This is a genomic window from Treponema sp. OMZ 798 (genome assembly GCF_024181385.1).
GTDB lineage: Bacteria > Spirochaetota > Spirochaetia > Treponematales > Treponemataceae > Treponema_B.
This window is the reverse complement of sequence record NZ_CP051305.1, coordinates 156,316-169,778: the sequence shown is the minus strand read 5'-3', so window position 1 is coordinate 169,778 and position 13,463 is coordinate 156,316. Positions and strand designations below refer to the sequence as shown.

The 13,463-nt window shown below is 31.9% G+C and carries 12 protein-coding genes; all 12 read right to left on the bottom strand.

From position 1 onward, the window contains the following. Window positions 1-2 precede the first annotated feature (2 nt). A complete protein-coding gene (locus E4O07_RS00785; RefSeq protein ID WP_253686783.1) occupies window positions 3-1,178 on the bottom strand; it encodes a DegT/DnrJ/EryC1/StrS family aminotransferase in 1,176 nt (391 codons plus the stop codon). Window positions 1,179-1,276: 98 nt separating this feature from the next. Beyond that, window positions 1,277-2,572 (bottom strand): S41 family peptidase, encoded by a 1,296-nt coding sequence (locus E4O07_RS00780; protein WP_253686782.1) that lies wholly within the window; start codon window positions 2,570-2,572, stop codon window positions 1,277-1,279. Window positions 2,573-2,799: 227 nt separating this feature from the next. Beyond that, window positions 2,800-3,951, bottom strand: a complete 1,152-nt coding sequence (locus tag E4O07_RS00775; protein WP_253686781.1) for a retropepsin-like aspartic protease — start codon at window positions 3,949-3,951, stop codon at window positions 2,800-2,802. Between the two features lie 43 nt (window positions 3,952-3,994). Continuing rightward, a complete protein-coding gene (locus E4O07_RS00770; RefSeq protein WP_253686780.1) occupies window positions 3,995-5,266 on the bottom strand; it encodes a S41 family peptidase in 1,272 nt (423 codons plus the stop codon). Window positions 5,267-5,338: 72 nt separating this feature from the next. Then, window positions 5,339-5,515: a hypothetical protein gene (locus E4O07_RS00765; RefSeq protein ID WP_253686779.1), complete on the bottom strand. Its 177-nt coding sequence runs from the start codon at window positions 5,513-5,515 to the stop codon at window positions 5,339-5,341. Window positions 5,516-5,719: 204 nt separating this feature from the next. Continuing rightward, window positions 5,720-6,271, bottom strand: coding sequence for a hypothetical protein (locus tag E4O07_RS00760; RefSeq protein ID WP_253686778.1), 552 nt, complete (start codon window positions 6,269-6,271; stop codon window positions 5,720-5,722). Window positions 6,272-6,507: 236 nt separating this feature from the next. Then, complete coding sequence (locus tag E4O07_RS00755) at window positions 6,508-6,903, bottom strand: hypothetical protein (protein WP_253686777.1); 396 nt, start codon at window positions 6,901-6,903, stop codon at window positions 6,508-6,510. Between the two features lie 233 nt (window positions 6,904-7,136). Next, window positions 7,137-8,405: a S41 family peptidase gene (locus E4O07_RS00750; RefSeq protein WP_253686776.1), complete on the bottom strand. Its 1,269-nt coding sequence runs from the start codon at window positions 8,403-8,405 to the stop codon at window positions 7,137-7,139. A 65-nt stretch (window positions 8,406-8,470) separates the two neighbouring features. Further along, entirely contained in the window at window positions 8,471-8,659 is a 189-nt protein-coding gene (locus tag E4O07_RS00745; RefSeq protein WP_253686775.1) for a hypothetical protein, read from the bottom strand. Window positions 8,660-8,787: 128 nt separating this feature from the next. Then, window positions 8,788-10,173, bottom strand: coding sequence for a hypothetical protein (locus E4O07_RS00740; RefSeq protein ID WP_253686774.1), 1,386 nt, complete (start codon window positions 10,171-10,173; stop codon window positions 8,788-8,790). Beyond that, the gene (locus E4O07_RS00735) at window positions 10,170-11,330 is read right to left on the bottom strand and encodes an HlyD family secretion protein (protein WP_253730572.1); all 1,161 of its coding nucleotides are present in this window, start codon (window positions 11,328-11,330) and stop codon (window positions 10,170-10,172) included. The genes E4O07_RS00740 and E4O07_RS00735 overlap by 4 nt, the downstream gene beginning before the upstream one ends. Continuing rightward, window positions 11,309-13,462, bottom strand: coding sequence for a peptidase domain-containing ABC transporter (locus tag E4O07_RS00730; protein WP_253686772.1), 2,154 nt, complete (start codon window positions 13,460-13,462; stop codon window positions 11,309-11,311). The genes E4O07_RS00735 and E4O07_RS00730 overlap by 22 nt, the downstream gene beginning before the upstream one ends. Between the last annotated feature and the right edge of the window lies 1 nt (window position 13,463).

Here is a 13,463-nt window from a genome sequence, read left to right as displayed (position 1 = left end):
AATTAGCGCCTATTTAATTTTGCAAGTTTAATTATTGTTTCAATAACATAATCGGCATCATCTTCACTCATTGAAGGATAGAAGGGCAAACTTAAACTTTGCAAATATTTTTTATTTGATTCCGGAAAATCGGAACGATCTAAACCATACCTTTCTTTTATATAAGACATTTCAAAATGAGGTATAAAATGCATCGAAATACCCAAGCCTCTTTCTTGTAAGGCTTGACCAAACTCGTCTCTGCCTATTTTTAAAGCATCAAGGTTCAACCGTAAAATATAAAGATGCCAAGCATTGCCTTCTCCATCAGGTGGAAGAATAAAAGAATCATTCCCTGCAAATGCAGCATTATATTTTTCGGCAATTTTTTTACGCTGTTCAAAAAAACTTTGAGCCTTTTTAAGCTGAACCCTTCCTATTGCAGAAAGAATATCCGGCAGGTTACACTTCCAGCCCTCAGCCGTAACATCGTACTTCCATGAGGCCTTTGTGTCGGTGTATCTGTCCCAGATGGTGCGGTTTATACCGTGAGAACGCATGAGCCTTATACGGTCTGCAATTTTATCATCATTGGTACAGATCATTCCGCCTTCGCCCGTCGTAATTGTCTTTGTTGCATAAAAAGAAAAAACGCCGCAGGTTCCGAAAGTACCGGCATAGCCTTCTTTTGTCTTTGAAGGAAAAGCATGAGCCGCATCTTCTATCACGGCAACGGAATATTTTTTTGCAAGATCATTTATAGCCTTCATATTGCAAACATTTCCCGCAATATGAATTGGAACAATAGCCTTCACACTCTTATCTTTTTTTAATATATTTTCAATTTTTTCAGGGTCGATACTGTAAGAGTCTTTTTCTATATCGGCATAAACTACATCACCGCCTAAGTGTAGGGCTGAGGTTGCCGTCGAAATAAAGGTATAAGGACTAGTCAAGATTTTAGTTCCGCTCTTTATACCGCAGGCATCCATTGCAAGCATAAGCCCGTTTGAAGCCGAGTTGACGGCAAGAGCGGCCTTACTTCCGGTAAAAGCGGCAAACTCTTTTTCAAACTCAAGAGTTTCTTTTCCAGTAGTAAGCCATCCTGAACGGAGCACCCTTATCAGAGCTTGTTCTTCTTCATCAGAAAAGGAAGGAGTAAAAAAAGGAATCGTTTTTTTAACCGGAGCATCTTGCATAAATCTTAGTCCTTTGCCTCATAAAATCAGCAGCAAAGTATACTAAAATTTTAAGAATTATGCAATAAGACACCTTTTTCGCGGTTAAGCATGCTCCATCAAAAGTTTGTCTTTTCCCCTAATTTTTTTATTTCTTCCAAGCAGGTTCCAAGAGCACTTTTGCCGGGAAGATTATAAATATCCGGAGCAGTACCGAATTCATCAGAACAATAACCTTCCTCATTTAAACCATACAGGCCATCAAACTTTATCAATAAACCGCTGTTGGGAAGAACAATATACGCAGGTGATTTACCGTTTGTTCCGGCTCCACCTGTATTGGTCCCGACCACAGTAGCAAAACCTGTTGCTTTGCACACATAAGCAAATCTATCCGCTTCAGAGTATACACCGCCATCAACAAGAAGCCAAAATTTTTTATCTTCACAGGGTTCATACCCCATAATTGGGCGAGAAGAAATTACATTTTTTAATTTATAAGCTTTATTGTTTTTTATAGTGCTGCTGTTTTCTATATTAGGAAGCTCGTACTTTTCGATCTTTTCTATTTCCATATAATTCATATCCAAATAAGCATCCGCATATTTATTTTCGTTATAGAGGCCGTAAAAAACTATATTCATATCTTTCGTTATATGCGGAGATATTATCGCTTCATAATTTTCTGAACGGCCGCCTCCATTATTTCGTATATCTATTATTATATGTTTATAGTTTGCCGTTTCAATAAAAAAATCTTCTAAAGTTTTTAGATACGTTTGTTGTTTTTCTACTCCCGTTGTAAAAAAAGATTTGATTTCTATATATGCAATACGGCCGGTCTCGATAATCTGTATAAACGGCTTTGAATATGTACGTGTTCCTATTAACGGAGCAATCCTATCACTAGAGGTTCTCGCATACACCATATAGTCTTTATCACTAATAGCATCTGCCTGATATATATGATAATAAAAGTTATCTATCAAAGTCTCTTTCTTAATAAATGGATTTTGAGCTGAATCATTTTTAAGTATTGTTTTATAATTAAAATAATAATTGAAGTAATAATCAAAATAATCGGAAGGATAAAGATGCCCCAGATATTTATTTCCCGTAATTTTTCTGCACAAATCTTTATAAAAAAAATAATAAGAATATTGCATCATGGGATCAGATAAGTATTTATATCCTTCTTGCCGTATTTGTTCCAAATCCACACCTTTGCGCTCACATACTTCAGTAAAAGGATAGCCGTTATAAATAAAATTCCAGAAATATTCATAATCAGCCTTCATTTTTTCTTCAGAAATAAAACCAAATACAGTGTCATTTTTCTTTGATACAATAAGAGCTGTTATAACAAACACCAAAACAAGAACAGATACTACAGTTCGGAATATTAATTTTTTCATAATATTTATTTTACCTCCTTTACCGAATTCTATTTTAATTATATCACAACTCTGCAATAAATCAAGGGCTTTATAAAAATAAACCGCAGAGAACGCCAAGACCGCAAAGACTAATTAAAATATTGCTTATAAAAGCTACCTTAAAATTCCTTTGCGCCCTTCGCGAAGTTGAGCATAAGCTCAACGCTTTGCGGTTAAATTGAAAAGTGAAACAAATACATTCCTAGTTATTTTTTTCGCTTTAAGATAACTTTTTTATCTTCCCGTATAACAGTGATAGAATCAAAATCTAAAGATTCAATCACAGATAAAAAAACATCATAACCTTTTTCATAACCCAGTTTTTCAATACACTCTTTAAAAGACACTCCGTTGACTTCAATAATTTTATCACTGCTTTTAATATCCGTTATATTTATAAGAGGATTTTCATTATTTTCCCATTTTAACCATAGAGCATTTAATTTACGATACGAAACAACTTCTTTAATTTTATGTTCTTTGAAATCAGAAGTAAAATTGTCCGGTTTAAAAATATACACCGAATTATTGTAATAATCAAAAACCCAATCCAATTTGGATATAAATACAATACCTGCTATTATTTTTTCAGAATTAAATATAACTTTTTTAGATAATTTATATGTCTGATACACAATATCATTAATAAGAATGTTATTTATCTTAATTCCTTTTTGCGATCGGCATAATTTACCATCAATTTTAACAGAAGAAATAATAGTATCATACTTAGATTCAATATTCTTTACAACAACCGAATCAGTAAAAGTTATTCTATTATCGATATCCAAAAAGATACCTTCTGCACCGGAATCTACAAGTAACTTATATTTTTTATTTTCAATTTCGACAGGCATTAAACTTTTTCTGTCTATTTTTAATTTCTCGTATTTTGAATATTCTTTATCATTGAAAATTGATCGGGGGATAAGATATCCTTTTCCTTTTGAATAATTTAAGTTTAAAATACATTTTTGTAAAATATCGGTACCGATTATTCCGTGAATATTTTTTAACATAAAATCATCAAGCTCACCGATAACAAATTGTAATTTTCCGAAATTAAAACTTCCTATTCTTAATACATCTTTTGATTTCCATCTACCTCCAAGACTAATACCGCTCCCGGAAAATGTCTTAATAACCGTAGGAAATAAAAAACTTTTACCGATTTTATTTGCAAATTCTTCTGAGAGAACCGAGAAATCACATCCTGTATCTATCATAAAGTTACAAGATACATTACCAAGTTTTGCCGGAACAACTATCCTAGCCATAGGCCGTATTTCAAATTCAAATACTTCTACTTGGTTATCAATATTTTCTTCAATGGAGACCTTACATGAAAATAAAATCAAACCAAGTAAAAAAAATAAAAACTTTAGGTAAAACTTTATCATTCTATTTTCCTAACTTTCTTATTTCTTCCAAACAGGTCTCTAAGGCATCCTTACCGGGAAGATTATAAATATCTGGAGCAGTTCCCACTTCGTCTGTGCAATAGCCATCGTCGGTTAGACCATATATAAAATCAAACTTTATCAATAAGCCGCTGTTGGGGAGAGCAATGTACGTAGGCGATTCACCATTTGTTCCGGCACCTCCCGTATTGGTACCGATCACTGTAGCAAATCCTGTTTTTTTACACACATAAGCAAAACGATCTGCTCCTGAGTATACATCACTGCTTATAAGAAGCCAAAACTTTTTATCATCACAAGGTTTATATCCCTTAGCAGAACGAGAAAAAATTATATTTTTTAATATATAAGCCTTATCGTTTTTTATAGTACCGCAGTTTTCTATATTTGGAACTTCATTCTTTTTTATTTTTTTTACATCGTTATAGTTCAAAAACATACCTAAATAAATATCAGTATATTTATTTTCATTATAAAGACCATAAAAAACTATTGTCAGATTTTCCTTTATATTGGGAGATATTATTGCTTCATAATTTTCAATATATCCGCCTCCGTTATCTTGTATATCTATTATTATGTGTTTATAATTTGCCGTTTCAATAAAAAAATCTTCCAAGACTTTTATATACTCTTGCTTTTCTTTCCCTTCCGTTATAAGAAAAGAATTGATTTTTATGTATGCAATATAATCAGTATTTATTATCTTTGTATATGGTTTTGAGTACTTACGAGTCCCCATCAACGGAGGATTTATATTTTTAAAATCATCTGCATATAGCATATTGTTTTTCTCGGCAAAAGCACCTGTTTTAGGCATTGAAGCATAAAAATTATCTATCAAAGCTTCTTGTTCACGCAATGGAAACTGAGCTGTAGTCTGCTTAAATATTTTCTTATAATCAAAATAATCTGAAGGATAAAGATGGCCTATATATCTATTTCCTGTAATTTTTCTGCATAAATCACCATAGAAAGAATAATATCCATGTTGCATCATAGGATCCGATAAATATCTATATCCCGCTTGTTGTATTTCTTTTAAATCTATACCTTTTCGTTCACACACTTCACTAAAAGGATAGCCGTTGTAAATAAAATCCCAAAAATATTCATAATCAGCCTTCATTTTTTCAGCAGAAATAAAACCGGATATTGTATCATTTTTTTTTGATACACTAAGAGCTATTGCAACAAACACGGAAACAAAAATAGATACTATAGTTCGGAATATTAGTTTTTTCTTTTTCATTGTAGGATGCCGATAAAAAGGACTACACAACCTAAAAAACGTCATGCAGTCCTTTCGTTGAATCATATTACCTTACTGATTGGAATATGAATTACCTCCGCCTCCTGATGGAGGTGGTGGAGGTGTCGGTCTTTGAGCTCCAGGATTATCACCATCTATTACCATATCTGAAGCACCTCCTCCCCCCTCAACCATTACCATCTCTGTTTCAGACACTATCTGAAACCCATTGTTCAATAAATCTTTCATAAAACGACTCCTTCGTTTAGGTTTTTACACCTAAACTCAAATATTTTTAGTCTTTTAAAAAGACCTTAATTTGAGTGTACCATACTTTTGCAATATGTCAAGTGTTTTTTACATAAATTTATAATTTTTTTATTTTAATTTTTTTACTTTATTACTAATTTTTATTAGCACTTTGACTTAAGCCATAAAAGGGGAGTGAAAGTGTTATGCCTGCACTACAAAAAAAGAAGGTTTAGCCGGATAGTCTAATCTGAAACCTGTCTTAGCTGAAAAAGCCTTAAAAATAAGTGGAAATTTCCAATCGCAAAATGGAGACATCTCCGCCATTATTGAAAATTCAAGACCGGACATAAATCTATATTTATAAGTATTAGATTCTGTAAGCCAATTTATTCTAGCAAACACTGCTAAGCGAAATATTTTATATAGATTATTAAATGTGTTATATGAAAATTCAGCATTTATAAAAAACAGATTGGTTTTCCCTAATTGTTGATTTGATTCTATTTCTAAAGGCGAGAAAGAAAATGCTACCCCTGTGTCAGCATCTGATAGGTTTATATCAAATAAAGTTCCAGAACCATATAGGATTTGTGAATCTTTTGAAAAACTTCCTGCAATGTTGATGTGTCCAAAATCCCACGAGGGAGCAAAATCGAAAGCAAAAAGCAAATCAGCACAGCAAAAAATATAAATCAATACACTCATAGCTAATATTTTTTTTGTGATAATTTTTTTAGATTGAATAACTTTCATTTTCTTTCCTTAATTTAATAGTTTAGTAACTAAAACCTATAGAAAATCTAATAGAATGAACTGAAAAAGAACCTCCTCCGCCTGAAACTTTAACAAATGAGCCGTTTCCAAATTCTAAATCCCAACCATTTCCTTATCTCTCCTCAAAACGCATTATAACACTATTCGCATATTATGTTAAGCAGAAAAGATTTATTTGTTAAGTATTTTTTATAAATACCAATAACTCTTTTTTATTAATTTTTATAAAAAGAAAAAACTATCCCAGATTTGTTATCAGGAGTAATTTTATAATATTTTCCGCTACACATTATTTCAGCAGGTTGCTCCTCTGCAACAACTTTAGCTATAATAGAGTCATAAAATACCAATGATTGATCAAACATCTCACCCGCCTTAAAAAACATTATTCCTTTTTCAAATAGTGAATCATTATTTACACCTTGCCTATGAATTTTAATTATAGAATCATTTTGATGATGATATACAGAATGTTGACGTATAAGTTCTATCCGCACTTTTCCTGATAATATATAAATCGGTAGTTTATTTTTAGCTGCATGTTTACTATTCATTGTTGAGCAAGAAAATATAAATACACACAGTAAAATGACTAGAATCTTATTTTTCATTTAAACTCCTTATTTGCAAGTATTTTTCGAAACCATACTAAAATTTTAAGAATTATGCAATAAGACACCTTTTTCGCGGTTAAGCTTGACCCCGAAAATAAACCGCAAGAAACGCCAAGAGTTGAGCTAAAGCTCAACTTCGCAAATGGAAAAGATTATTAAGAAAAACCGCAGGTTTGTCTTAATGATAATTCATACCGCTATATTAGGGGAGAAGAAAAACTTTTGCTCCATCAAAAGTTTGTCTTTTCCCCTAATTTTTTTATCTCTTCCAAACAGGTCTCTAAGGCATCCTTACCAGGTAGATTATAAATATCGGGAGCAGTGCCGAATTCATCCGTGCAATAACCGCCATCGGTTAGACCATATATAAAATCAAACTTTATCAATAAACCGCTGTTGGGAAGAACGATGTACATAGGCCATAAACCGTTATTTCCGGCTCCTTTTGTATTAGTCCCAACAACTGTAGCAAAACCCGTTTTTTTACACACATAAGTAAAACGATCTGCTGCTGAATATACACCATCGCTTACTAAAAGCCAAAATTTTTTATCTTCACAAGGCTTATAATCTAAAATATAAGAAGGTTCAATTACATCTTCCAATTTATAAGCCTTATCATTTTTTACGGTACCGCAGTTTTCTATATTCGGAACTTCACGTTTTTCTATCTTTTTTATATCTCTATAATCTTTAAAAAACATTTCCAAATAAGGATTCGTATATTTATTTTCGTTATAAAGCCCATAAGAGACTATTGTCAGATTTTCCTTTATATTTGGAGATATTATTTCTTCGTAGTTATCGGCGTACCCGCCTCCGTTATTTTGTATGTCTATAATAATATGTTTGTAATCGGCAGTTTCAATAAAAAAATCTTTTAAATCTCTAAGATATTGATGTTCTATCTCCCGGTTTACTATTAAAAATGAGTCCAATTTTACATAAGCTATTTTACCCGGTTCTATTATGCGTTTTAAAAACCCCGTATAAATATCACATGAATAACAAGGAAGTTCATCATTAAAAAAATCACAATAGAATATATTTTTCTCGGCTTCAATACTTGATCTTCCGCCTATCAGCTTAGAATAAAAACCGTCTATAAGTGAAACCTTAGTAATAAACGGACCTCCTATCATTGATGTCTTAAATACATATTTGTAATCATATTTATCCACAGCATATAAATGGCCGATTGATTTTCCTATCGTTATTTGTCTGCACAGTCTATCATAAAAGGCAAGATAAGCATTTTCAGAGGCCAGACCCGATAAGGACTCATAATTTTTTATTTTCATTTTCTTTAAATCGGCACCATTACGCTCACATACTTCACTAAAGGGATAGCCTTTATAAATAAAATCCCAAAAATATTCATAATCGGATAGCATTTTTTTATAAGAAATAAATCTGACTTCATCGCCATTTGTATAATCCGAACATGAAAAAGAAAAAATAAAAATAAATATTAAAATAAATAAAAATTGTTTTTTCATATCGATAATTTCCCCTCACAATTCAAATCATAGAATTGTGAGGGGGTGTCCTAGAATTAGAGTTCCTATCTCATCTCAACCCAATTTACATCACCACATCCGCCGCCATTAGAAGGAGGTGGAGGCGGTGTTGGTCTTTGAGCTCCAGGATTATCACCATCTATTACCATATCTGAAGCACCTGCACCGCCCTCAACCATTAACATCTCTGTTTCAGATACTATCTGAAACCCATTGTTCAATAAATCTTTCATAAAACGACTCCTTCGTTTAGGTTTTTACACCTAAACTCAAATATTTTTAGTCTTTTAAAAAGACCTTAATTTAATTTTAACATACTTTTGTAATATGTCAAGTCTTTTTGCATAAATTTGCAATTTTTTTAAAAGATTTCAAAAATCAGGTCTTTAAGTTTTTTCAATTTTAAAAGTTTTTGGTGGTAATGGCTTACGGTGTATTCCAATAAATTAAGGTTTGTTATAACTCCATCTTTATAAAGCTTTTTATATTCTTCATTTAATTCAAGATAAAGATTTAAATTCTCAGAAAGAATATGTAAATCTTCTTTTAGATTTTTTATTCGTAATGTTTTAGCCTTATTTTTAATTTCTTTTTTTTCTTTTAAAGTTTTAAGTTTATTTTTTGCATAAGATATTTTTAAATCGATTAAATCTATTTCTTTTTTTTGTGTAAAAGTATAGTCGGGAGTCCAAGAAAAGGATATAAATAATTCAGGCAGCCATTCAGTTTTTTTAAGGCTTTGCCATGAGGATGTATAAGAGGAAAACCTGTTTTTTAAGGGATTAGGATCAACCGAAAAGCCTATACTAAAACGGGGAGCATTTTTAATATGGGCTTGCTCCTTTTCCGAGTTTAATAAAAATATTTCATATTCGGTATTTTGTATATCAAAAATATACGAATCAAAAAAAACGGTTTCCAAAAAATCAATAAGAGAAGAAGAATCTTTTTCATTCATTAAAGAGTACTCATAATTATAATTTAAGACAAACTCTTCCTTTAATCTATTTAAAGAATTTAGATTTAGATCGTATTCCTGCTTTGCTTCAATCATCTTTTGTTTTACTTTTAATAATTCACTTTTTTTAAATCTTTCTTTTTTAAACTCAGCTTCGGCTGCAGAATATTGTTCTGCTGCATAAAGATAATTATTTTTTAAGTATTCCGATTCTGCACTTAAAACTTCGATATTTAAAGCCGATTTTAAAAATGTTTTAATAAAATCGGCATAGAGTGCAAATCTTTTTTCTTTAACCGAGCTTTTTAAAAAGTTTATTTTTTTTGCTTCATTTAAAAACCCGAAACTATATTTAGTTATAGGCTGAGTAAATTGAATCGCAAAAGAAGGAGTATGTTTAAATTCTTTACTTTGTAATAAGTTCTCATAATTAAAATTAAATGAAAATAAAATATTTCCGGCTGAGGGCAAGGCTTGATTTAACAATAGAGAATACTTACCGCTAAAAACATCAGCATATTTTTTCTTAATTAATGAATTTGTATTAGTAAGTTCTACAGGAATATTTTTCCATGCAAATAGCTTTGGAAAGTCAAAAGAAAGAGAGGGTATCCATTTTGTTTTTTCTTTATATTCCAAAAGCTCTATTTTTTTTAATTCGATATCGTTTAAGGATGCTGATAAAGAATATGAAAGCCGTTCATTAAAAAATTCTTCCCAATCACGGCTTTCAGTAAAAAGTAAATATGGGAAAATCAAAAACAACAATATTAAACCGATACGCTTCATTTAACAAAATCCAGTTTTTCTAAAATAAATTTTATAATTGTTTTACGTTTTATTATAATATGGGCTTCGGTACTCATTCCGGGCTTTAACTTAACTTCCTTTTGCTCATTATTTTTTAAAGAAGAAGAAAGGATATCGGCATCGACTAAAAAAAATGAGGGAGTATTTTGATTATTAAAGCTGTCATTGGAAATATTTGTAATTATACCCTTTAATACACCGTATTCGGAAGGCGGCAGTGCCGTAAATTTTAAATTTACTTCCATACCGATTTTTAATTCGGCTATATCCTTATCGGATATTATCAACTCAGCTTTTAATTCTTCTATCATATCCGGAATGATACGGAGTATTTCCGTACCTGAAAATATATAGTCTCCTTCATTTATTCTAATTAATTCTTCTACTGTGCCGTTAAGAGGAGATGTTATTTTACTTTCGTATATTTCTTTATTAAGACGGGTTAAAGTTTTTTTAGCAGACTCAAGTTTTTGTGTAAGAAGATTTTTTTCACTTTCTATGTTTATTATTTCTTGAGCACTAAAAGTTTTATAATCCAATTCTGCAATTTTAACTTTATCAAAAAGTGAACTTAACGATTTTTTTGTTTTCATTGAAGAAGGTAATTCTTTTTCATGAGCATATTCTTCTTTTGCTTCTTCATAAAAGATTCTTAACTTTTCTTTTTTTGCAAAATATATTTCGGCTCTGGCCTTAGCTATGGCTTGTTCCAAAGGAATATTATTTTTATCCGAATGAACAGCCTTTTCGTATGAAAGAAGATTATTAATCTCTTTATTTAACCGGTGTATTTCGTTTTCGGTATTAGTCTTATCTTCTTCAATATCGGCTGTTTCTAAAATCAAAAGAATATCCCCTTTCTTTATTCTAGAACCGGATTTAAATTTCTTTGATTTTACGGTACCTGAATAAGCCGCCTTACCTATTGAAGTATTTGTTTTTAATCGTAAGATTCCGGACGCTTTTACCGTCTGATCCATTTCTGCAAAGCATATCCATAAAAGAGTAATTATAAAGACGGATAAAATTATATAGATAAAGCAGGTATAAACTATCGGAAGCCTGTACTCAAAAAAAAGAATTCTATTTTTAATCGTTTCCAAATCCCTTACTTTCATAGGACATCTCCATTCCATAACCTATAGTATAAGCCTTTTTTTTCTAAAAGAGATGAGTGATTGCCTTCTTCGGCAATTACGCCGTTTTGCATTACAAAAATTTTATCGCAATTTTTTACGGTTGTAAGTCTATGCGCAATCATAAGAGTGGTTATTTTTTTTGTTTTTATGTTTTCGATTATACCGTGAATTTGTTTTTCGGATATTGTATCAAGATTACTTGTAGCTTCATCAAAAATTAAAAGATCAGGATCCGATATAAGGGCGCGGGCAAGAGCTATGCGCTGTCTTTCTCCGCCTGAAAGACTTACACCTCTTTCTGCAAGAATGGTATTATATCTTTCAGGAAGGTTTTCTACAAAAGAGTGTACTCCCGTTTCCATAGAAACCCTTATAATATCTTCAATAGAAGCATTGTCATCATGAATAGAAATATTTTCTGCAATGGTTCCGGAAAATAAAAAGATATCTTGCGGCACATAGCCTATTTTTGCACGGAGAGCTTTTGTATCTATATCTTCAATATTATGTCCGTCAATTTTTATTGAGCCTGATTCAGGCGAATAAAATTTTAAAAGCAGTTTAATAAGGCTTGTTTTTCCCGAGCCTGATGCTCCGACAAAGCCTATACTTTCCCCTGCATTTATGTTTAAAGATATCTTATTTAAAACAGGCTTACGCGTTCCATATCTAAAAATCAGGTCTTTGATTTCGATATTGCCTAAAATTTTTTCAGGTTTTATCCAATACCCTTCATCTGCTATTTCCTTTTTTAAATCGAAAATTTCTCCCAAGCGGCTTCCTGCAACAAAGGCTTCCTGCAAACTAGGCTGCAATGTTAAAAGCCTTTGGAGAGGACTTGTAAAAAAGCCCAAAAGAGCATTGAATGAGATGAGCTGTCCTACGGTAAATTGATCTTTTAAAATTAAATAAGTCCCTACAAAAAAAATAATATTGGAACTCCAACCCGTTAAAATAGAATTTAAAAAAGATTGAATATTGCTTAAAACTCCAAGTCTATAGTTTATTTTTACGGACTTTACCTCTCTTTTTTCATATTCATCATAAACGGAATCTTCTGCATTAAGAGCTTTTAATGAGGCCGCCCCTGAAACGGCTTCAACCAAGTATGACTGTACTTCGGATAATTGACCCATAAGTTCACGGTAGGCCTTTGCAAATTTTTTTGAAAAAAGCCATATTATAATAGAAGATAACGGCACGGTAATAAGACCTATCCAAAAAAGAAAGGGAGATTTAAAATAAAGTACCACGCCTGCAATAATTACCATACAAGAATCAATGACAACCGAAACCGCCGTTCCGGAAAGGGCAGAACGGACCTTTTGAGCATCATTTATGCGGGAAAGAATTTCGCCCGTTTTTCTTGTATCGAAAAATTTTATAGGTAGAGAAAACACATGCTTAAAATATGAAAAGATAAGATGGTAATCCATCTTTAACGAAAAAAACAAAATAATATGAGAGCGTACCGCAGAAAGCCCTGAGGAAAAAAGAGTTAAAATAATTATTCCTATAGAAAGACTTGTAAGAGACGTAAAAGCTTTTGAGTAAACTACATCATCTATTATGTATCTAAAATAAAGGGAACTTATAATACCCAAAAAAGTCAATAAAAAAGATGCTATTATAACTTGAATTATTTCGTGGATATAGGGTTTTAAAAGCGGAGCAAAGCGTTCAAAAAATCCTTTGGTATTATCCTGTATTTTAAACTCGGCTGAGGGACTAAGAAAAACAGTATACCCCGTCCATGTTTTTGCAAACTCTTCAATATCAATTTTTTTCTTTTCCCCTGCTGGATCGTATATTGTAAGTTTTTTGTTTTTTATTTTTTTGACAACAACAAAATGAAAAAATTCTCTTTTTTCTTCACATTTTTTTATATGGACAATAAAGGGAAGCGGCAGGTCTTGGCTTAGGGCTTCCTTATCGCCTTTTAAAACTTGCACCGAAAAGCCCATAGCCTCACCCGCTTTTACAAGTCCCGCAAGATTTGTACCGTGCGTATCGGTTCCGGCAATTTCACGGATCGATGTTACAGAGTATTTTGCTTTGTAATGGGATGCAACCATAGCAAGACAAGCCGCCCCGCAATCCGTCCCGTCAAATTGCCTGATAAGTTTCATC